The organism is Streptomyces sp. NPDC024017 (assembly GCF_040638895.1).
Taxonomy (GTDB): domain Bacteria; phylum Actinomycetota; class Actinomycetes; order Streptomycetales; family Streptomycetaceae; genus Streptomyces.
On record NZ_JBEZYZ010000004.1, the window covers coordinates 138981 to 159677 of the forward strand.

Genomic DNA, 20697 nt, shown 5'->3' on the forward strand with positions numbered 1-20697 from the left:
GCTACTTCTCCTGCTCCTTGAGCTCGGGGCGGCCGGGCTGCTCGCCGCCGCGCTCCTTGATGTACGTCTCGGTCGGCACCATCACCTTGCGGCGGAACACGCAGACGAGCGTGCCGTCCTGCTTGTAGCCCTTGGTCTCGACGTACACGATGCCGCGGTCGTTCTTCGACTTCGACGGCCACTTGTCGAGCACGGTCGTCTGGCCGTAGATGGTGTCGCCGTGGAAGGTCGGCGCCACGTGCTTGAGCGACTCGATCTCCAGGTTGGCGATCGCCTTGCCGGAGATGTCCGGCACGGACATGCCGAGCAGCAGCGAGTAGATGTAGTTCCCGACGACGACGTTCTTGCCGAAGTCCGTCGTCTTCTCCGCATAGTTCGTGTCCATGTGGAGCGGGTGGTGGTTCATGGTGAGGAGGCAGAACAGGTGGTCGTCGTACTCCGTGACCGTCTTGCCCGGCCAGTGCTTGTACGTCGCCCCGACCTCGAACTCCTCGTAGGTGCGCCCGAACTGCATCGCGCTCAGCCCTCCGGAATCTCGAACTTGCTGGTGCGCTGCATACCGGCCGCGCGGCCCTTGCCGGAGATGACGAGCGCCATCTTGCGGCTGGCCTCGTCGATCATCTCGTCGCCGAGCATCGCGGAGCCCTTCTTGCCGCCGGCCTCGGACGTGTAGTAGTCGTACGCGTCCAGGATCAGCTCGGCGTGGTCGTAGTCCTCCTGCGACGGCGAGAAGATCTCGTTCGACGCCTCGACCTGGCCCGGGTGCAGTACCCACTTGCCGTCGAAACCGAGGGCCGCGGCACGCTGGGCGACCTCGCGGTAGCCGTCGATGTTGCGGATCTGCAGGTACGGGCCGTCGATCGCCTGGAGGTTGTTGGCGCGGGCGGCCATCAGGATCTTCATCAGGATGTAGTGGTAGGCGTCCGCCGGGTAGCCGGGCGGCTGCTCGCCCACGACCAGCGACTTCATGTTGATCGACGCCATGAAGTCGGCCGGGCCGAAGATGATCGTCTCGACGCGCTGGGAGGCCGTCGCGATCTCGTTGACGTTGTTCAGGCCCTGCGCGTTCTCGATCTGCGCCTCGATGCCGATCTTGCCGACCTCGAAGCCCATCGTCTTCTCGATCTGCGTCAGCAGCAGGTCCAGGGCGACGACCTGCTGGGCCGTCTGGACCTTCGGCAGCATGATGCAGTCGAGGTTCTGGCCGGCGCCCTCGACGACCGTGACGACGTCGCGGTACGTCCACTCGGTCGTCCAGTCGTTGACGCGCACGACCCGCGTCTTGCCCGTCCAGTCGCCCTCGTTGAGGAACTTGACGATGGTGTGCCGCGCCTCGGGCTTGGCGAGCGGGGCGCACGCGTCCTCCAGGTCGAGGAAGACCTGGTCGGCCGGGAGGCCCTGGGCCTTCTCCAGGAAGCGCGGGTTCGAGCCCGGTACCGCCAGGCAGGAACGCCGGGGGCGAAGGCGGTTGACCGTGGTCATGCGGGGACCTCCAGGGGGTCGAGCTTGTTCGCTTTCCGGATCTCGTCGACGATGCGGCCGATGATTCCGGTGATGTCGAAGTCCTTCGGGGTGAAGACCGCGGCCACTCCGGCTTCCCTGAGCTGCTCGGCATCACCGTTCGGGATGATGCCACCGGCGATCACCGGTATATCTGTGGCACCCGCCACACGGAGCCGTTCGAGCACGTCCGGCACGAGCTGGGCGTGCGAGCCGGACAGGATCGACAGGCCCACCGCGTGCACGTCCTCGGCGATGGCCGCGTCCACGATCTGCTCCGGCGTCAGCCGGATGCCCTGGTAGACCACCTCGAAGCCGGCGTCCCGCGCGCGCACGGCGATCTGCTCGGCGCCGTTGGAGTGGCCGTCCAGGCCCGGCTTGCCGACCAGGAAGCGGAGCTTGCCCACGTTCAGGTCCTTGGCCGTCAGCTCCACCTTGCGGCGGACCAGGGCGAGCGTGCTGCCCTCCTCGACGGGGACGGCCACCGGTGCCGAGGAGACGCCCGTCGGCGCCCGGAACTCGCCGAACACCTCGCGCAGGGCCCCGGCCCACTCGCCGGTCGTCGCCCCGGCGCGCGCGCACTCCAGGGTGGCCTCCATGAGGTTCTCGTTGCCGCGCGCGGCCTCCTTCAGCCGCTCCAGCGCCTTGCAGGGCCGCGGGTGGTTGAAGGGAGGCTGGTAGCGGCTGTCGCGCCACTGCTGGAGCGAGGCGATGACCCGGGCCTCGACCGCCGGGTCCACCGTCTGGATCGCGGTGTCCAGATCGGCGGTCAGCGGGTTCGGCTCGGTGCCCTCGAAGATGTTCACACCGATGATCTTCTCCTGGCCGGACTCGATCCGGCCCCGGCGCTCGGCGTGCGAGGCGACCAGCTGCGACTTGAGGTAGCCGGACTCGACGGCCGCCATCGCGCCGCCCATCTCCTGGATGCGGTCGATCTCGGCGAACGACGCCTCGACCAGCTGCTCCACCTTCGCCTCGATCACCTTCGAGCCCTCGAAGATGTCCTCGTACTCCAGCAGATCGCTCTCGTACGCCAGCACCTGCTGGATGCGCAGCGACCACTGCTGGTCCCAGGGACGGGGCAGGCCGAGGGCCTCGTTCCAGGCGGGGAGCTGCACGGCACGCGCGCGTGCGTCCTTGGAGAGGGTCACGGCCAGCATCTCCAGGACGATCCGCTGGACGTTGTTCTCCGGCTGCGCCTCCGTCAGGCCCAGGGAGTTGACCTGGACGCCGTAGCGGAAACGGCGCTGCTTGGGGTTCTCGATGCCGTACCGCTCACGGGTGACGCGGTCCCAGATGCGGCCGAACGCCCGCATCTTGCACATCTCCTCGACGAAGCGGACGCCCGCGTTCACGAAGAAGGAGATGCGGGCCACGACATCGCCCATGCGCTCCTGCGGCACCTGGCCGGAGTCGCGCACGGCGTCGAGGACGGCGATCGCGGTGGACATCGCGTACGCGATCTCCTGGACCGGCGTGGCGCCCGCCTCCTGCAGGTGGTAGCTGCAGATGTTGATCGGGTTCCACTTCGGGATGTGGGAGACCGTGTACGCGATCATGTCCGTCGTCAGACGGAGGCTCGGCCCCGGCGGGAAGACGTGCGTGCCCCGGGACAGGTACTCCTTGACGATGTCGTTCTGGGTCGTGCCCTGGAGCTTGGTGATGTCCGCGCCCTGCTCCTCGGCGACGACCTGGTAGAGCGCCAGCAGCCACATGGCGGTGGCGTTGATCGTCATCGAGGTGTTCATCTGCTCCAGGGGGATGTCCTGGAACAGCCGGCGCATGTCACCCACGTGCGCGATCGGCACGCCGACCCGGCCGACCTCGCCGCGGGCGAGGATGTGGTCGGAGTCGTAGCCGGTCTGCGTCGGCAGGTCGAACGCCACCGACAGACCTGTCTGGCCCTTGGCGAGGTTGCGCCGGTACAGCTCGTTGGACGCCTCGGCCGTGGAGTGACCGGCGTAGGTCCGCATGAGCCACGGCCGGTCCTTCTCCCGCTTGCCTTCGGCGGGCTGACGCTCAGTCATGCAGCGCTCCTCAGATGTTGCGGAAGCGGTTGATGGCGTCCACGTGCTTGGCCCGCTTCTCCTGGTCGCGCACGCCCAGGCCCTCCTCGGGGGCCATGCACAGCACGCCGACCTTGCCCTGGTGGAGGTTGCGGTGCACGTCGAAGGCGGCCTGGCCGGTGTCCTCCAGGGAGTACACCTTCGACAGGGTGGGGTGGATCTTGCCCTTCGCGATGAGCCGGTTGGCCTCCCAGGCCTCGCGGTAGTTGGCGAAGTGCGAGCCGATGATCCGCTTCAGCGACATCCACAGGTAGCGGTTGTCGTACTCGTGCATGTAGCCCGAGGTCGAGGCGCAGGTGGTGATGGTGCCGCCCTTGCGGGTGACGAACACCGAGGCGCCGAAGGTCTCGCGGCCGGGGTGCTCGAAGACGATGTCGATGTCCTCGCCGCCGGTGAGTTCGCGGATGCGCTTGCCGAAGCGCTTCCACTCCTTGGGGTCCTGGGTGTTCTCGTCCTTCCAGAACTTGTAGCCCTCGGCGTTGCGGTCGATGATCGCGTCGGCGCCCATCGAGCGGCAGATGTCCGCCTTCTGCTCACTGGAGACGACACAGATCGGGTTGGCACCGCCGGCCAGCGCGAACTGGGTGGCGTAGCTGCCGAGTCCGCCGCTCGCGCCCCAGATGAGGACGTTGTCGCCCTGCTTCATGCCGGCGCCGTTGCGGGAGACCAGCTGCCGGTAGGCGGTGGAGTTGACCAGACCGGGGGCGGCGGCCTCCTCCCACGACAGGTGGTCGGGCTTCGGCATCAGCTGGTTGGACTTGACCAGGGCGATCTCGGCGAGGCCGCCGAAGTTGGTCTCGAAGCCCCAGATGCGCTGCTCGGGGTCGAGCATCGTGTCGTTGTGGCCGTCGCTGGACTCCAGCTCGACGGACAGGCAGTGCGCGACGACCTCGTCACCGGGGCGCCAGGCGTTGACGCCGGGGCCGGTGCGCAGGACGACGCCCGCGAGGTCGGAGCCGATGATGTGGTACGGCAGGTCGTGGCGCTTGGCCAGCTCGTTGGTGCGGCCGTAGCGCTCCAGGAAGCCGAAGGTGGACAGCGGCTCGAAGATCGACGTCCACACCGAGTTGTAGTTGACCGACGAGGCCATGACGGCCACCAGGGCCTCGCCCGGGCCGAGCTCGGGCAGCGGCACCTCGTCCAGGTGGATCGACTTGCGGGGGTCCTTGTCGCGGGTCTCGAGGCCCGCGAACATCTCCGTCTCGTCCTTGTGCACGGTGATCGCGCGGTACGACTCGGGGAGCGGGAGGGCGGCGAAGTCCTCCGACGTGGAGTCGGGCGACTGGATCGCGGCCAGGATGTCCTTAACGGTCACGGTGTTGCCTCCGGCGGTGAGCGCCCTGAGGGAGGGGCGCCGATGGTTTCGTCGGTGCTGCTGAGGGTTGAGGGTGTGCCGTCGGTTCGGCGGTGGTGCTGTTCGGCAGCGCTGGGTGGCGCGGGAGGTTGCCTGTGACGCAGGCGCCCGGGCGAGCAGGCGGGTGAGCTTGCTGGGACGTCGCCCGGACCTCTTCAACGTATGACACCGCGTGTCACCCCGCAAGGCACTGAGTGCCAGAAGTTCGCCTCAGATGAAATCTTTACGTAACAAATGAGCGATGATCGATCGAATGGCGTTTCCAAGGGCCTGCAAAACGGCCTCTGACATGCCAAAACGGCCACCCCGCAGGGTGGCCGTCATCACAGCGGCGTGAGCCGCTCGGCGCCTCTCAGCGCTTCTCGGAGGCCCGCTCAACGCTCCTTGAGCGCCTGTTCGATCGTCCGCATGACCTCGTCCAGCGGGGCGTCGGTGCGGGCGACGGTCACCAGCACCTCGCCCTGCGCCGAAGCCGTGGCCACGGCCGGCTGCGGTTCCGTGGAGCGCCCGGCCCCGATGCCCGTGCCGAAGGTCTTGCGCACGATCGCGAAGGCGTGGTCCAGCTGCGCCTCCACGTCCCCCTGGCCGCCCGCTCGCAGCCAGCGCCGCAGCACGTGGTTGTGGGCGGTGACGACCGCGGACGCGGCGACCTCCGCCAGCAGCGGGTCGTCGTTGGCGTCGTCGGCGTGCGCGCGCTCGTCGAAGTGGCCGAGGAGGTAACGGGTGAAGAGGCGCTCGTAGCGGGCCACCGACGCGATCTCCGCCTCGCGCAGGGTGGGCACCTCGCGCGTCAGTTTGTAGCGGGCGACCGAGATCTCCGGCCGGGCCGCGTACATCCTCATGACTTCCTTGATGCCGCGGCACACCGTGTCGAGCGGATGCTCGTGCGCGGGCGCGGCGTTGAGCACCGCCTCGGCGCGGATCAGGGTGTCGTCGTGGTCGGGGAAGATCGCCTCTTCCTTGGAGCGGAAGTGGCGGAAGAAGGTGCGGCGGGCGACGCCGGCCTGGGCCGCGATCTCGTCGACGGTGGTCGCCTCGTACCCCTTGGTCGCGAACAGCTCCATCGCGGCTGCCGCCAGTTCCCGGCGCATCTTGAGCCGCTGGGCGGCGGCGCGAGAGCCGGCGGCACTCTCCGGCGCGTCGGCCGTAGCTGAGGTACGTGAGGACTTGGCGGGCTGGGGCATGCCCTGAACGTACTGCATGTGCGCAGCTCGGTGCGCATGACCTGGTTCTCCACCGGAGCCCGGGGGCGGGGGAGGGGCGGGCCGGTCGGCCGGGTGGAACCGGTCCGGGCCGAGCAGGCCACCCCACTCCGCGCCGGACCGGAACCAGTCGCCGGGACGCTCAGCGCTTGGCATATTCGCGGAAGCCACGGCCGGTCTTGCGGCCGAGGCAGCCCGCGGCCACCAGGTGCTCCAGCAGCGGCGCCGGAGCGAGCCCCGGGTCGCGGAACTCGCGGTGCAGGACCTTCTCGATGGCGAGCGAGACGTCCAGCCCGACGACGTCCAGCAGTTCGAACGGGCCCATCGGGTAACCGCCGCCCAGCTTCATCGCCGCGTCGATGTCGTCGAGCGTCGCGTAGTGCTCCTCCACCATCTTGATCGCGTTGTTGAGGTACGGGAACAGCAGTGCGTTCACGATGAAGCCCGCGCGGTCACCGCAGTCGACCGGGTGCTTCCTGATCCGGCCGCACACCTCGCGCACCGTCGCGTGGACGTCGTCGGCGGTCAGCACCGTACGGACGACCTCGACCAGCTTCATGGCCGGTGCCGGGTTGAAGAAGTGCATGCCGATCACGTCCTGCGGGCGCGAGGTGGCCCGGGCGCAGGCGACGACCGGCAGCGACGAGGTCGTGGTGGCCAGGATGGCGCCCGGCTTGCAGACCTTGTCCAGGGCCGCGAACAACTGCCGCTTGACCTCCAGGTCCTCGGCGATGGCCTCCACGGCCAGGTCGACGTCGGCGAAGTCGTCGTAGGTGCCCGTGGCGGTGATGCGGTCCAGGGTCGCGGCGGCGGCCTCGGCGGTCATCCGGCCCTTGTCGACCGAGCGGGTCAGGGACTTGCCGATCCGGGCCTTCGCGGTCTGCGCCTTCTCCGCGCTGCGGGCGGCGATGACCACGTCGTACCCGGCCTTGGCGAAGACCTCGGCGATACCGGAGGCCATGGTGCCCGACCCCGCGACACCGACCGAGCGCACCTCACGCCCGGGAACCAGTTCGCCGCCCTCCAGCGGGGTCAGCGCGTCCCGCACGACGACCGGGCTGCCCGGCTCCTCGTACGTGTAGAAGCCGCGCCCCGCCTTGCGGCCGGTCAGGCCCGCCTCGCTGAGCTGCTTGAGGATCGGGGCCGGGGCGTGCAGCCGGTCGCGGGAGGCGGCGTACATGGCCTCCAGGACCGTGCGCGCGGTGTCGACGCCGATCAGGTCGAGCAGCGCCAGCGGGCCCATGGGCAGCCCGCAGCCCAGCCGCATCGCGGCGTCGATGTCCTCGCGCGAGGCGTACTTCGCCTCGTACATCGCGGCCGCCTGGTTGAGGTAGCCGAACAGCAGGCCGTCCGCGACGAATCCGGGGCGGTCGCCGACCGCGACGGGCTCCTTGCCCAGGTCGAGCGTGAGGTCGGTGACCGCGGTGACGGCCGCCGGCGAGGTCAGCACCGAGGAGACGACCTCGACCAGCCGCATCGCCGGGGCCGGGTTGAAGAAGTGCAGGCCCAGCACCCGCTCGGGGCGGGACGAGTCGGCCGCCAGGCGGGTCACGGACAGGGCGTTGGTGCCCGTCGCCAGGATCGTCTCGGGGCGCACGATCCCGTCCAGCTCCCGGAAGATCTGCTGCTTGATCTCGTACGACTCCGGGGCCACCTCGATGACCAGGTCGGCGTCGGCCGCGGTGCGCAGGTCGGCGGAGGTGCGGACCCGGCCGAGGATCTCGGCGCGCTCCTGCTCGGTCAGCCGCCCGCGCTCGACGCCACGGGCGGTGGAGGCCTCCAGCGCGGCGACGCACTTCGCGGCCTGGGACTCGCTGATGTCGATGCCGACGACCGTGCGGCCGGCCTTGGCGAGGACCTCGGCGATGCCGGTGCCCATCGTGCCGAGGCCGACGACGGCGATGGTCTGCAGCGGGGACTGGGACGGGTCGGAAAGGGGAGTGGCCATCGCGGGACTCCAGGATGAGGGTGACGACGGGGAACGCGCTCCGGGTGCGCCGGATGCGGCCCGGCAGGGGCCGGACCACGGGCGCACCGGGTGCGTGATGAAGTGCGGGTGTTGGCCGGGCTGCGAAGCGCACACGCCCGGTGCCGCGCCGCGGGCGTGCACACGCCCGGGGTGAACGGCGGGTCCGACCGGCCCTGTCCCGGGGCCGAGCCGTACTGCGGTACCTGAGGCACCGAACCGACTGCTCTCGCGACAGCCGCGTCACCAGACCGCCGCGAGGAATGCGAGTGGGTAACTCGCTCGTCTGAGCTTAACTGGCGGGTAACGAGCGCGCCAGCCCTCGGGTTTGTGATGTACGTCCCGCGCAGCTCGCGCCGCCCCTAACCTCTGAGTCATGGACGAAGAGTTGCGATCACTCACGGAGCGCTTACGGCAGGAGTCGGGGGCGCCGCCCGCGTTCGAGCGGCTCGTGGCGACCGACGACCTCGACGCCCTGGCGGCGGTGCTGACCGAACCCGGGCAGCACCTGTGGGCGAGGGAGCTGGCCGCGTTCCGGCTGGGACTCGCGCGGGACCGGCGGGCCTTCGAGGCGCTGGTGCTGCTGCTCAACCACCGTGACCCGCCGCGCTGCGCCTCCGCCGCCCACGCCCTCGCCCGGCTCGGCGACCCGCGTACCGCCCGCGCGGCCGCCGCCCTCGCCACCAACGAACTGCGCGTCGCCTACGCCCTGCACCCGGTGCGGCTCCTGGTCGAGCTGCGCGCCCCGGAGGCGGTGCCCGCGCTGATCACCACGCTCCAGCGGCGCCTGCGCCCGCACGACCCGTACCGCCGGGTGGCCCTCGCCTGCGTGGACGGACTCGGCACGATGGGCGACGTCCGGGCCAGACCCGTCCTCAACGAGGCACTCGCGCATCCGGCCCTGGCCGAGGCGGCGGTGCGGGCGCTGGGGCGGATTCCGAAGCAGAGGTGACGTCAGCGGGGGAGCGTCCTGGCGTACCGCACCTCGGGGACCGCGACCCCGTCCACCTCGAAGGGCTCCTCGGCGCCGTCCGCCCGGAACCCTGCCCGTTCGTAGAAGCGGCGGGCCCGGTCGTTCTCCTTGAGCACCCACAGCAGGAGACGGCCGTGGCCCGCGGCGGTGCAGCGTGTGACGGACTCCGTGAGCAGCGCCCGCCCGACGCCTTGCCCCACCTGGTCCGGATGGACGTAGATGGCGTACAACTCGGCGTCCGCGGTGAGGACTTCGTCGTCCCGGTACGGTCCGTGACACGCCCAGCCGACGAGCTCGCCGCCGGCGTCCTCGGCGACCAGGTTCACCACACTCCCGTCGCCCTGCGAGAGGTACGTACGACGGCGCTCGGCGTCCTCCTCGACGCTGAGCCCGTCCAGGTACGACTGCGGGATCAGGCCCCGGTAGGCGCTCTGCCATCCGCGGGTGCGGATCTCCGCGACGCGGTCGCAGTCCGCGAGCGTCATCTCCCGGACGCGCAGGCCGCTCATTCCGGCACCACCGCGAACGCCTCGACCTCCAGCAGGAACTCCGGCCGGACCAGCGCGGCGACCTGCACCGCCGAGGCGGCCGGCAGCCGGTCGTCGGGTATGTGCTCGGCGCGGGCCGCGCGGATGGCCGGCATATGGGCCATGTCCGTGACGAAGTAGGTGAGCTTGACGACGTCGTCGAACGTCGCGCCGGCGGCCGCCAGGCAGCGGCGGAGATTCTCGAAGACCTGGCGCGCCTGCGTGGCGGGGTCGCCCTCGCCGGCCGGCCGCCCGCGCTCGTCGAGCGCGAGCTGGCCGGAGATCGCCACGAAACGGCCCGTGCCGATGACGACATGGCTGTACTGGGCCGCGGCGGCGACGCCGTCGGGGGCGGGGATCCTCGTCAGCTCACTCATGGGTCCATGGTGGACGATGGGACTGACAGCGCCCGCCCCCGACGGATCGTCAGCCGCTCAGTGACGGAAGCCGAGCAGGCCGTGCAGCGCCGAACCGTTCGAGGAGGCCGACGCCCCCCGTGTCGAAGCCGAAGCCGTGGCCGCCGCGGGCTTCGGGTCGGGCAGCGCCTCGCACACCGCGTCCGCCGTGCCGTAGCCGCGCGGCACCGTGCCGTCCGTCAGGTACGCCGCAAGGTGCTTGTCCAGGCAGGCGTTGCCGCTCAGCGTGATGCCGTGGTTGCCGCCGCCCTCCTCGACCACCAGGCTGGAACGGGCCAGCAGACGGTGCACGGTGACACCGCCCTCGTACGGGGTGGCCGCGTCACCGGTCGCCTGGAACAGCAGGGCCGGCGGCAGTTTGCCGTTGGCCACGTTCACCGGGCGCAGCGAGTCCGTCGGCCAGAACGCGCACGGCGCGTTGTACCAGGCGTTGTTCCAGGTCATGAACGGCGCCTTCTCGTACACCGCCCAGTTGTCCTTGCGCCACTGCCGCCAGTCGCGCGGCCAGTCGGCGTCCCGGCACTGCACCGAGGTGTAGACGCTGTAGCCGTTGTCGCCGGAGGCGTCGACCGCGCCGAAGTTCTCGTACGCCTCGACCAGCGGCTCGGGGTCCTTGTCGTTCACGTACGCCGCGAACGCCTCCGCCAAGCTGGGCCAGTAGCCGTTGTAGTAGCCGCCCGGGATGAAGGTGTCCTCCAGCTCCGAGGCGCCGACCGTGCCGTCCGCCGGCTTCTTGGCGAGGGCCGCGCGCATCGCGTACCACTTGGCCTCGATCTTCTCCGGATCGGTGCCGAGCTTGTAGGTCGCGTCGTAGCGGGCGACCCAGGCGAGGAAGGCGCGGTGGCGGTCGTTGAAGGCCACGTCCTGGTTGAGGTTGGCCTCGTACCAGACGTCCGTCGGGTCGACCACGGAGTCCAGGACCAGGCGCCGGACCCGCTCCGGGAAGAACCTGGCGTAGACCGCGCCCAGGTAGGTGCCGTACGAGTAGCCGAAGTAGTTGATCTTCTTCGCGCCCAGGGCCTGCCGGATCGCGTCCATGTCGCGTACGGCGCTGGTGGTGTTGATGTACGGCAGGAGATGCGCGTACTTCTTGCCGCACGCGGCGGCGAAGGACCTGGCGCGGTCGAGGTTGGCCTTCTCGATCGCGGGCGTAGCCGGCAGGGAGTTCGGGCGGACCGGGTCGAAGTGGCCCGGCTTGCAGTCCAGGGCGGGCTTGCTCGCTCCCACACCGCGCGGGTCGAAGCCGATGACGTCGTACTGGGCCGCGACCTTCGCGGGCAGCGAGGACGCGACGAACCCGGCGAGCGTGAGCCCGCTGCCGCCGGGGCCGCCGGGGTTGACCAGCAGCGGGCCCTGGTAGGTCCGGGCGGTGTGCGGGACGCGGGACAGGGCGAGGGTGATCTTCTCCCCGTGCGGCCTGCGGTGGTCGAGCGGCACCTTCAGGGAGGCGCACTGGAGCGTCGGATAGTCCTCGGTGGCGCAGCTCTTCCAGGTGAGCTTCGCGGTCTGCGTGGTGGTCGCGGTGCTGGGTGCGCTCGCCTCGGCGGGGACGGCCGTGAAGGTCCCGGCCATGACGACGGCGGCGCCGCACAGTGCGGCTGCGCGTTTTCTCATGGAGTCCTCCCAGGACGGCGGGATGTCGGACCGCGAGGGTCACCGTCCTCGCCGCATCGTCCCGGAAACCGGTCCTGGAAGAACTCATTCCGTCAAACTCATGACCCAATTGGATCTTCGGATGCGCTCGAATGCTCGCAAAGGAGCGTTGGTCTCGAATTCTCCTAGAGGAGCGAGAGTTGGGTCGGCCCCTCCACCGGGGGCTCCTCGGCCGGCTCGGCGGGCCGGATCCGCCGCGGCGTCTGCGCGCGCGTGGGCCCGATGCCGTACTCCTCGGCCAGTTCGTGCACCTGACGGGTGATCCGCCGCTGGTACCACTTCGGGGCGTAGGAGCCCTCCGCGTACAACCGCTCGTAGCGGGACACCAGGTACGGATGGTGCTGCCCCAGCCAGGCCATGAACCACTCGCGGGCGCCGGGCCGCAGATGCAGCACCAGCGGTGTCACGGACGTGGCACCACAGGCCGCGATCGCCCGCACGGTGGCGCGGAGTTGGGCGGGCGTGTCGCTGAGGAACGGGATCACCGGCGCCATCAGCACCCCGCAGCCGATGCCGTGCTCGCCCAGGGTGCGGACCACCTCCAGGCGCCGCTCCGGCGCGGGCGTGCCCGGCTCGACGGTGCGCCACAGCTCCTGCTCGGTGAAGCCGACCGACACGGAGATGCCGACGTCGGTCACCTGTGCCGCCTGCTTGATCAGCTCCAGGTCGCGCAGGATGAGCGTGCCCTTGGTGAGGATCGAGAAGGGGTTCGCGTGGTCGCGCAGCGCCGCGATGATGCCCGGCATCAGGCGGTAGCGGCCCTCGGCGCGCTGGTAGCAGTCGACGTTCGTGCCCATGGCGATGTGCTCGCCCTGCCAGCGGCGCGAGCCGAGCTGCCGGCGCAGCAGCTCCGGCGCGTTGATCTTGACGACGATCTGGCTGTCGAAGCCCAGGCCCGTGTCGAGGTCCAGATAACTGTGCGTCTTGCGTGCGAAGCAGTACACGCACGCGTGCGAGCAGCCTCGATAGGGGTTGACCGTCCACTGGAACGACATCCGCGAGACCGCCGGAACCCGGTTGATGATCGAGCGGGCACGGATCTCGTGGAAGGTGATCCCGCGGAACTCCGGCGTGTCGAAGGTCCGCGTGGTCACCGCGTCCGCGCCGAACAGCGCGGCATCGGCCCGGCTGTGTTCGGAGTCCACTGTGAGGTTCTCCCAGCGCATGACGCCTCCTCGGTAGCACTGGCCACAGAATAGAACACATGTTCCCTTGATCGTGCGAGGGTGTTTTCCGAACGTGTTCGACCGGGTTGTGCCACCCCGATTTGGGGGGCCGGGCGGCGGGGTGGTTGGCTTGCCCCGACCCCCGAGCAACCAGGTCCTGGAGGAAAGCGATGGCGCAGGTCGAGGCCACTACGGAGCGGATCGTCGCGGCGGACGCGGAGACGGTGTTCGACGCCCTCGCCGACTACAGCGGCACGCGCGCGAAGCTGCTGCCCGAGCAGTTCAGCGAGTACGAGGTCCGGGAGGGCGGCGACGGCGAGGGCACCCTCGTCCACTGGAAGCTCCAGGCCACCAGCAAGCGGGTGCGCGACTGCCTCCTGGAGGTCAGCGAGCCCACCGACGGCGAACTGGTCGAGAAGGACCGCAACTCCTCCATGGTCACCACCTGGCGGGTCACCCCGGCAGGCGAGGGCAAGTCCCGGGTCGTCGTGACCACCACCTGGACCGGCGCCGGCGGCATCGGCGGCTTCTTCGAGAAGACCTTCGCGCCCAAGGGTCTCGGCCGGATCTACGACGCGATGCTCGCCAAGCTCGCCGCCGAGGTCGAGAAGTAGCCGCCCCAAAACGCAGACCACCAGGGGGCGTTGCGCCCCTCACCGGTTCGAGTGATCTCCGTACGGCTCGCTCCTGTGCCGTAACTCGTCGCGCTTGCTCGTAGTTGTCGCTTTTACGCGGGAATTGTGCGGCAGCGCGACGAGGGGAGCGGTGAGTGGGCGGGATCACTCTGGCGCAGGACGAACCGGCGGTGGCGCCTCCCGACACCCCCGCACCACCGCCGGATCCGGACACCGGACCGAGCCCGCGCCGGGTGCGGCTGGTCTTCCTCGCTCTCATGCCGGCCCTGCTCCTGGCCGCCCTGGAGCAGATGATCGTCGCCACCGCGCTGCCGAAGATCGTCGGTGAACTGCACGGCCTGGACCGGATGTCCTGGGCGATCACCGCCTACCTGCTCACCGCCACCGTCGGACTGCCGATCTACGGCAAGCTCGGTGATCTGCTGGGCCGCAAGAGCGTCTTCCAGTTCGCGATCGTCGTCTTCGTCGTCGGCTCCGCGCTCGCGGGCCGGGCTCAGACCATGGACCAGCTGATCGCCTTCCGCGCCCTGCAGGGCGTCGGCGCGGGCGGCCTGATGATCGGCGTCCAGGCGATCATCGCGGACATCGTGCCGCCCCGGCAGCGCGGCCGCTACATGGGACTGATCGGCGCCGCCTTCGGCCTCGCCTCCGTGGCCGGACCGCTGCTCGGCGGCTACTTCACGGACCACCTCTCCTGGCGCTGGTGCTTCTACATCAACGTCCCCTTCGGCCTGGTCACCCTGGCCGTCGTCGCCGTCACGCTGAAGCTGCCCAAGCCGGCCGTCAGGGCCCGGCTGGACATCCTCGGGGCGCTGCTGCTGACCGCCGCCTCCACCTGCCTGGTCCTGCTGACCAGCTGGGGCGGCACCGAGTACGCCTGGGGCTCGCGCATGATCCTCGGCCTCGCCGCCGGAGCGGCGGCGGCGACCGTCCTCTTCCTCGTCACCGAGCACTTCGCCGCCGAACCCCTCATCCCGCTGCGGCTGTTCAGGGACTCCGTCTTCAACATCACCGGCCTGGCCGGCCTGGTGACCGGGGTCGGCCTGTTCGGCGCCGCCAGCTATCTGCCGACGTATCTGCAGATGGTCGACGGGGCCTCCGCCACCGAGTCGGGCCTGCTCATGCTGCCGATGATGGCCGGCATCGTCGGCGCCTCGATCATCGTCGGCCAGCTCATCAGCCACACCGGCCGCTACAAGGCCTACCCGATCCTCGGCGGCGCCCTCTCCGTCGCCGGCATGTGGCTGCTGTCGCGGCTGGAGGTCGGCACGCCCCGGCTGCACTACAGCATCTGGATGGCCGTCCTCGGCGCCGGCATCGGCATGGTGATGCCGGTGCTGATCCTCGCCGTGCAGAACTCCGTGCGCCCCGCCGACCTCGGCACTGCCACCAGCGCCAACAACTACTTCCGGCAGATCGGCGGCAGCGTCGGAGCCGCCGTCTTCGGCACCCTCCTCGCCGACCGGCTCACCGACGCCCTCGCCGAGCGCCTGCCCGCCCGTGCGGGCACCGGGCTGCCGGCCCCCGAGTCCATCACCCCGCAGCTGGTGCACTCACTGCCCCCGGCCCTGCGCGACGGCTACATCCGGGCGTACGCCGACGCCATGCCGCGGATCTTCCTCTACCTGGTGCCGGTGCTCGTCCTCGGACTGGTCATCGCCCTCTTCCTCAAGGAGAAACCCCTGGTGTCCCACAACGCCTCCGTCACCGACCCGGACACGGCGCCGGGGAACGCCCCGATCCCGCAGGCCCGCGCCGGGTACGCCGCCGGCGTACCCGTGTGCGGCTCGGTGCAGCACCACGACGGGACCGTCGTGCCCCGCGCGGCGATCACGCTCATCGATGTCACCGGGCAGCAGACCGGGCGCGGCGCGAGCGGCGAGGACGGGCGCTATGCGCTGGCCACCCCGGGCCCGGGCGCGTACGTGCTGATCGCCGCGGCCGGCGGCCACCAGCCGCAGGCGGTGTCGGTGACCGTCGGCGAACGCCCCGTCGAACTCGACATCGTCCTCGGCGGCGCCGGAAACCTGATCGGCACCGTGCTCACCGCCGACGGCACGCCCGTACGGGACGCCACCGTCACGCTCACCAACGTGCACGGCGAGGTCGTGGCCACCACCCGCAGCGGCCGGGAGGGCGGCTACGTCATCACCGAGCTGGTCGCCGGCGAGTACACGCTCGCCGCCAGTGCGCCCGCCTTCCGCCCGGCCGCGCTCCCCGTCACCGTCCAGGCCGCCCGCGAGACCCGCCGGGACATCGAACTGGCGGGCGGCGCCGTGCTGCGCGGCACCGTCCGGGCGGGTGGCGGCCGGCCTGTCGAGGACGCGCGCGTGACGCTGCTCGACGTGGGGGGCAATGTCGTCGACACCCTCACCACCGGCGCCGACGGCACCTTCCGCTTCGTCGACCTGTCCTCCGGCGAATACACCGTCATCGCCGCCGGATACCCGCCCGTCGCCACCGTGCTCCAGGTCGCCGGAGGAGGCCGTACCGAGCGGGATCTCCAGCTGAGCCACGAGGACTGAACGGGCGGCGGCGCGCGGGTCGCACGCCGGTGCGAACCTCGCGCGGGCAATTCCCGCATTGGCTCACATCGCCACCGGCGGGAGCCGTACGGTGGTGACGCCGGCACAGATCTTGCGTCCGTGGGGAGAGAGGGCCTGGGCCATGGACCGTGGCACCGACAGGGCTGGGCAGGGCACGGCGACGGAACCCGCCGAACCCGGCCGCGTTCCCCTGGCCGTCGTCGTGGTCGACCGCGACGGCCTCGTGTCCCACTGGAGCCGCGGCGCACGGCGCCTGTTCGGCGTCCCCAAGGAAGAGGCGATCGGCCGCACGGCCCTCGACCTGTTGCCCGTCTCCGGTGCCCTGCCCGAAGAGCAGGGCACCACCCCGTACGCCGCCGGCGACGGTCTCGGCCCCGGCCTCGAATCCTCCCTCGACGGAGGGCTCGCCTACCCGGCGGCGGGCCGCGCCCGGCTCACCGCGTCCGGGGACGGCCGCGTCGACGTCCTGTGGTGGGCCTACCCGCTGGTGGGCCCCGGGCCCGAGCGGCTGCTCGTGCTGGCCGCCGACGCGGAGGGGCTGCGTGCGGGCGACGGGGCGTTCGAGCGGATCGCGCCCGGCTTCGCGCTGCACACCGAGCTCCCCGGGTCCGAGGACCTCGCCCGCCGGCTCCCCGAGATCCTGCCCAGCATGAGCGTCGGCGAGAGCGCCCGGATCGTCGCGCAGGTCCTCGAACTCGGCTACCCGGTCCTGGAGTTCAGCCAGAGCGACCGGGTGCCCGTCACACCCGACTGGGGCGTGGCCCGGCGCGCCGAGCGCAAGGCACGCCGGGAACGGGCCGCACGCGCCCTGGCCGCCGGCGAACCCGTGCCGGAGGAACTGCGGGACGAGGTCGAGGACCTCGAGTACGCCGCCGTCCGTGAGCGCCTGGAGTTCCTCAACGAGGTCAGCGGCCGCATCGGCACCTCCCTCGACCTGTCCCGCACGATCATCGAGGTCAGCAGGGCCGTCGTGCCCCGCTTCACCGATGTCGCCGGGACGTATCTGCGTGAACAGGTCGTCGCCGGCGAGGCGTTCGAGGACGGAGTGCCCGACACGACCACGATGTGGCACCGCGTCGCCGTCGAGCACACCGACGAACCGGGCCGCTGGGACGACGTCGTGCCGGTCGGCGAGGCCATGCCGTTCCCGGCGCACACGCCGTTCTTCCAGTGCATGACGAGCGGCGAACCCGTCCTCGTGCCGCGTATCAGCGAGGAGATGGGGCACGCCATCGCCGCGCAGTTCGAGAAGCGCGACATCCGGCCCCTCATCACCGGCCGCTCGATGCTGGTCGTGCCCCTCAAGGCGCGCAACGTCGTCCTCGGGTTCATGATCCTGCTGCGGCACCCGGAGCGGCCCGTCTTCAACGACATGGACCGCGTCACCGGCGCCGAACTCGCCGCCCGCGCGGGCCTCGTGCTCGACAACGCGCGCATGTACACCTTCCAGGAGAACGTCGCCGAGACGCTCCAGGACAGCATGCTTCCGCACATCCCGCCCCGCATGGCGGGCTGCGACATCGCCACCCGCTATCTGCCGGGCACCCTGCTCGGGCGGGTCGGCGGCGACTGGTTCGACGCGGTGAAACTGCACGGCGGGCGCACGGCGTTCGTCGTCGGCGACGTCATGGGCCACGGCCTGAACTCGGCCGCGATGATGGGCCAGTTGCGGACGGCCGTGCAGACCATGGCGGGACTCGACCTGCCGCCCGCCCAGCTGCTGCGCAACCTCGACGACCTCGCCCAGCGCCTCGGTGACGGCTACCTCGCGACCTGCCTCTACGCCGTCTACGACCCGATCGCGAGCGAGCTCCACCTCGCCAACGCCGGTCACATCCCGCCCGTCCTGGTCCGTGCCGATGACGGCCGCAGCGAACTGCTGGACCTGCCCACGGGCGCGCCCATCGGCGTCGGGGGAGTGCCCTTCGAAGCGGTACGCGTGCGCGTCGAGCCCGGCGACCGGCTGGTGATGTGCACCGACGGGCTGGTCGAGGTGCGCGGCGAGGACCTCGGGGTGGGTCTCGCGACGCTCTGCGAGTCGGCCGCGCACCCGGCCGCGTCCATGGACGACGCCTGCGACACCATCATCCGCGCCCTGGCTGTGACATTTTCAGAAGCGGGCCGCGGCGGCCGCAAGGACGACGTGGCGCTGCTGATGGCCCGCCTCAACGGCATCGAGCCGGACGACGTGGCGGAATGGCGCCTCGCCCTCGACCCGGCCGAGGTGGGCCGGGCCCGCGCGGTGGTCCGCGAGCAACTGCACGAGTGGGGGCTGGCGAAGCTCGTCGCGCCCGCCGAGCTGCTGGCCGGCGAACTCGTCACCAACGCCGTACGGCACTCCCACGCCCGGCCCGTCGCACTGCGCCTGGTCCGCGGCGACACCCTGCTGTGCGAGGTGGACGACGACGACCACGAGCTGCCGACGCTGATCGACGCGGGCCCGCTCGACGACGCCGGACGCGGCCTGCGTGTCGTCAGCACGCTGTCCCGGGAGTGGGGGACCAGCAGGACCAAGGCCGGCAAGACGGTCTGGTTCGAGCTGACGCTGCCGCGCCGCTGAACACCCCCGGGTCGAACGCGCAGTGAAGGTACGTGCCCGCGTCCTTGTGGCCGCGACCGAGGCGCGATACACCGTACTCGCCCGCCGCACGGCGGGATTCGTTCGCACCCTGGGGAGTGGGCCATGAGCGTGACGAGTCGGTACCGGGAGGCCTGGGAGGGGTTCTGGCGCGAGGCGTCGGGCGAAGCCGGGGCGGTGTTCTGGGACGCGGAGCCGGTCCTGACCGTGGGCCCGCATCTCGCCCTGTTCGAACCGTATCTGGCCGATCCCGCACTGCCGCTGGTGGACCTCGGCTGCGGCAACGGCACCCAGACCCGCTACCTCGCCGACCGCTTCCCGCGGGTGCTGGGCGTCGACCTGTCCGCCGCGGCCCTCGATCACGCCCGGCGCAGCGACCCGGCGGGGCAGGCCGCCTACCGGCAGCTGGACGCCGCCGAGAAGGACGAGACCCAGGCCCTGCACGCGGAGCTCGGCGACACCAACGTCTACATGCGGGGCGTCCTGCACCAGTGCGAGCCGGACGACCGGCAGTCCCTGGTCGACGGGATCGCCACGCTCGTCGGCGACCGCGGCCGCGCCTGCCTGGTGGAGCTCTCGGGCGCCGCCAAGCCGGTGCTGATGGGCCTCGCGGGCGGCCCGGACGGTCCGCCGCCCAAGCTCGCGCCGGTGTTCCGGCACGGCCTCGCGCCCGGCGAGGTCCCGGACGAGGCGGTGCCCGAGTATCTGCGCTCGGCCGGTCTCACCGTGCTGGCGAGCGGTCGACTGCCCCTGAGGAGCACGGAGTACCGACCCGACGGCACGCGCATCGAGCTGCCCTCCACCTGGCTGGTGGCGGGGCGTACGGCCTGAGGTCCTGAGGCGTCGGTCAGAGGCCCGGACCCGGGGACGTGGTCTGGCGGGCGACGGATTTGTCGGTGTACGGTCACTCCGCCCGGTCCGTGCACCTGCCTCGCCCCCGCGGAGGACAGCCATGCCGATGCCCTGGTTACGGATGCTGGTCGCGTCGGCGGTGTCGACGGTGCTGGTCGGCACGTCCGCCGTCACGGCCGTCGCCGCACCGGACCCTCGCGCTCTACGGGACAGCGTGCACACCGCAGGGCGGGTCAAGGACGCCGGCGACGTGCTCCAGTACAGCTGGCCCGGCGTCTACTTCGAGGGCCGGATCCGGGGCACCGGCGTGGGCGTCGTGCTCGACGATCCAGCCGCCGACTACGACGTCCAGGTCGACGGAGCCACCGTCGCGACCCTCGTCACGCCGGGGAAGACCACGCACTGGGTCAGGGGCCTGCGCGACGGCGTGCACAGCGTCCGGCTCGTCAAGCGCAACGACACCCCGTGGAGCACCAGCTCCTTCGGCGGCTTCGTCGCCGCACCCGGCGGTGCCGTCCTGGCCCGGCCGGCCGCGCGCAGCCGCCAGATCGAGTTCATCGGCGACTCCCTCACTGCAGGCTACGGAAACCTCTCCACCTCCCGTGACTGCGACGGCGAGCAGCTGCGGCGCACCACCAACGCCGACGTGAGCTACGGCGCCCTCACCGCACGGGGGCTGCGCGCCGACTACCAGGTCAACGCCTACTCGGGCCAGGGCATGGTGCGCAACTACAACGGAAGCTCCCCGGAGGTGAACTACCGCAGCTTCTACGACCGCGCGCTGCTGAACGTGCCGGGCGACGTCTGGCGGAACCCAGGCACCTGGCGGCCGCAGCTCGTGGTGATCCACCTCGGCACGAACGACTTCTCGACCCCCCTCAACCCGGGCGAGCCATGGACGGACGAGAGCCTCGCCGCCTCCTACCGCAGCGCCTACAGCGGCTTCCTCGACAAGCTGCGGGGGCGCTACGGGGCCGCGACCACCATCCTGGCCGTGGGCAGTGGCCCGTTCGCCGGCCATGTCGAACACGTCGTGCGGGAACGCACCGGCGCGGGCGACCGCCGGGTCCGCTACTGGTCCCTCGACACCACCGGCCTGGACCACGCCGGCTGCCACTGGCACTACTCGGCCCGCGACCACCGCCTCCTGGCCGACCGCCTCACCGCGCTCCTCGCCGACCTGCCGATCCGTTGGTGACCACCTCGTAGCCGGTTCAGCCCGCAGCGCGTAACGTGACGAACCATGAAGATCTCCGCCCTGGA

16 protein-coding genes are annotated in these 20697 nt (G+C 71.0%); 6 read left to right on the forward strand and 10 right to left on the reverse strand.

All coding sequences use genetic code 11. The annotated features are described in order from the left end of the window. Position 1: 1 nt before the first annotated feature. The 6 genes from AB0G20_RS11995 to AB0G20_RS12020 form a co-directional block, all read right to left on the reverse strand. Entirely contained in the window at positions 2–514 is a 513-nt protein-coding gene (locus AB0G20_RS11995; protein ID WP_030948303.1) for a MaoC family dehydratase, read from the reverse strand. 5 nt (positions 515–519) lie between these two features. After that, on the reverse strand, positions 520–1482 hold the full coding sequence (locus AB0G20_RS12000) for a CoA ester lyase (protein ID WP_361299735.1): 963 nt from the start codon (positions 1480–1482) through the stop codon (positions 520–522). Continuing rightward, entirely contained in the window at positions 1479–3527 is a 2049-nt protein-coding gene (locus AB0G20_RS12005; protein ID WP_361299738.1) for a protein meaA, read from the reverse strand. Before AB0G20_RS12005 ends, AB0G20_RS12000 begins: the two co-directional genes overlap by 4 nt. Before the next feature lie 10 nt (positions 3528–3537). After that, positions 3538–4881 (reverse strand): crotonyl-CoA carboxylase/reductase, encoded by a 1344-nt coding sequence (gene ccrA / locus AB0G20_RS12010; protein WP_361299741.1) that lies wholly within the window; start codon positions 4879–4881, stop codon positions 3538–3540. Between the two features lie 413 nt (positions 4882–5294). Beyond that, positions 5295–6104, reverse strand: coding sequence for a TetR family transcriptional regulator (locus AB0G20_RS12015; RefSeq protein WP_361299744.1), 810 nt, complete (start codon positions 6102–6104; stop codon positions 5295–5297). Positions 6105–6264: 160 nt separating this feature from the next. After that, positions 6265–8070 carry a 3-hydroxybutyryl-CoA dehydrogenase gene (locus AB0G20_RS12020; RefSeq protein ID WP_361299747.1) on the reverse strand — a complete coding sequence of 602 codons (1806 nt, stop codon included), beginning with the start codon at positions 8068–8070 and terminating at the stop codon, positions 6265–6267. A gap of 394 nt (positions 8071–8464) precedes the next feature. Between AB0G20_RS12020 and AB0G20_RS12025 the strand changes: the two genes are divergently transcribed. Then, positions 8465–9040, forward strand: a complete 576-nt coding sequence (locus AB0G20_RS12025; RefSeq protein WP_361299750.1) for an adenylosuccinate lyase — start codon at positions 8465–8467, stop codon at positions 9038–9040. A 2-nt stretch (positions 9041–9042) separates the two neighbouring features. Here AB0G20_RS12025 and AB0G20_RS12030 read toward each other — a convergent pair whose 3' ends face one another. The 4 genes from AB0G20_RS12030 to AB0G20_RS12045 form a co-directional block, all read right to left on the reverse strand. Next, the gene (locus tag AB0G20_RS12030; RefSeq protein ID WP_361299753.1) at positions 9043–9570 is read right to left on the reverse strand and encodes a GNAT family N-acetyltransferase; all 528 of its coding nucleotides are present in this window, start codon (positions 9568–9570) and stop codon (positions 9043–9045) included. Continuing rightward, on the reverse strand, positions 9567–9965 hold the full coding sequence (locus tag AB0G20_RS12035; protein WP_361299756.1) for a RidA family protein: 399 nt from the start codon (positions 9963–9965) through the stop codon (positions 9567–9569). The genes AB0G20_RS12030 and AB0G20_RS12035 overlap by 4 nt, the downstream gene beginning before the upstream one ends. A 57-nt stretch (positions 9966–10022) precedes the next feature. Next, positions 10023–11618, reverse strand: coding sequence for an alpha/beta hydrolase (locus AB0G20_RS12040; protein WP_361299759.1), 1596 nt, complete (start codon positions 11616–11618; stop codon positions 10023–10025). Between the two features lie 164 nt (positions 11619–11782). Then, positions 11783–12823: an Rv2578c family radical SAM protein gene (locus AB0G20_RS12045; protein WP_361299762.1), complete on the reverse strand. Its 1041-nt coding sequence runs from the start codon at positions 12821–12823 to the stop codon at positions 11783–11785. Positions 12824–12993: 170 nt separating this feature from the next. Between AB0G20_RS12045 and AB0G20_RS12050 the strand changes: the two genes are divergently transcribed. From AB0G20_RS12050 to AB0G20_RS12070, 5 genes are all read left to right on the forward strand, one after another. Beyond that, positions 12994–13437, forward strand: coding sequence for an SRPBCC family protein (locus AB0G20_RS12050; RefSeq protein WP_097221814.1), 444 nt, complete (start codon positions 12994–12996; stop codon positions 13435–13437). Positions 13438–13592: 155 nt separating this feature from the next. Continuing rightward, on the forward strand, positions 13593–15983 hold the full coding sequence (locus AB0G20_RS12055; protein ID WP_361299766.1) for an MFS transporter: 2391 nt from the start codon (positions 13593–13595) through the stop codon (positions 15981–15983). A 142-nt stretch (positions 15984–16125) separates the two neighbouring features. After that, positions 16126–18564: a SpoIIE family protein phosphatase gene (locus AB0G20_RS12060; protein WP_361299768.1), complete on the forward strand. Its 2439-nt coding sequence runs from the start codon at positions 16126–16128 to the stop codon at positions 18562–18564. A 123-nt stretch (positions 18565–18687) separates the two neighbouring features. Beyond that, entirely contained in the window at positions 18688–19413 is a 726-nt protein-coding gene (locus AB0G20_RS12065) for a class I SAM-dependent methyltransferase (RefSeq protein WP_361299771.1), read from the forward strand. A gap of 127 nt (positions 19414–19540) precedes the next feature. Beyond that, positions 19541–20632, forward strand: coding sequence for a GDSL-type esterase/lipase family protein (locus AB0G20_RS12070; protein WP_361299774.1), 1092 nt, complete (start codon positions 19541–19543; stop codon positions 20630–20632). The last annotated feature ends 65 nt before the right edge of the window (positions 20633–20697 follow it).

Excerpts from the sequence above, each read along its gene's own strand:
- AB0G20_RS11995 (WP_030948303.1), bottom strand. The coding sequence starts at position 514 with ATGCAGTTCGGGCGCACCTACGAGGAGTTCGAGGTCGGGGCGACGTAC.
- AB0G20_RS12000 (WP_361299735.1), bottom strand. The coding sequence starts at position 1,482 with ATGACCACGGTCAACCGCCTTCGCCCCCGGCGTTCCTGCCTGGCGGTA.
- AB0G20_RS12005 (WP_361299738.1), bottom strand. The coding sequence starts at position 3,527 with ATGACTGAGCGTCAGCCCGCCGAAGGCAAGCGGGAGAAGGACCGGCCG.
- AB0G20_RS12015 (WP_361299744.1), bottom strand. The coding sequence starts at position 6,104 with ATGCCCCAGCCCGCCAAGTCCTCACGTACCTCAGCTACGGCCGACGCG.
- AB0G20_RS12020 (WP_361299747.1), bottom strand. The coding sequence starts at position 8,070 with ATGGCCACTCCCCTTTCCGACCCGTCCCAGTCCCCGCTGCAGACCATC.
- AB0G20_RS12025 (WP_361299750.1), top strand. The coding sequence starts at position 8,465 with ATGGACGAAGAGTTGCGATCACTCACGGAGCGCTTACGGCAGGAGTCG.
- AB0G20_RS12030 (WP_361299753.1), bottom strand. The coding sequence starts at position 9,570 with ATGAGCGGCCTGCGCGTCCGGGAGATGACGCTCGCGGACTGCGACCGC.
- AB0G20_RS12035 (WP_361299756.1), bottom strand. The coding sequence starts at position 9,965 with ATGAGTGAGCTGACGAGGATCCCCGCCCCCGACGGCGTCGCCGCCGCG.
- AB0G20_RS12040 (WP_361299759.1), bottom strand. The coding sequence starts at position 11,618 with ATGAGAAAACGCGCAGCCGCACTGTGCGGCGCCGCCGTCGTCATGGCC.
- AB0G20_RS12045 (WP_361299762.1), bottom strand. The coding sequence starts at position 12,823 with ATGCGCTGGGAGAACCTCACAGTGGACTCCGAACACAGCCGGGCCGAT.
- AB0G20_RS12050 (WP_097221814.1), top strand. The coding sequence starts at position 12,994 with ATGGCGCAGGTCGAGGCCACTACGGAGCGGATCGTCGCGGCGGACGCG.
- AB0G20_RS12060 (WP_361299768.1), top strand. The coding sequence starts at position 16,126 with ATGGACCGTGGCACCGACAGGGCTGGGCAGGGCACGGCGACGGAACCC.
- AB0G20_RS12065 (WP_361299771.1), top strand. The coding sequence starts at position 18,688 with ATGAGCGTGACGAGTCGGTACCGGGAGGCCTGGGAGGGGTTCTGGCGC.
- AB0G20_RS12070 (WP_361299774.1), top strand. The coding sequence starts at position 19,541 with ATGCCCTGGTTACGGATGCTGGTCGCGTCGGCGGTGTCGACGGTGCTG.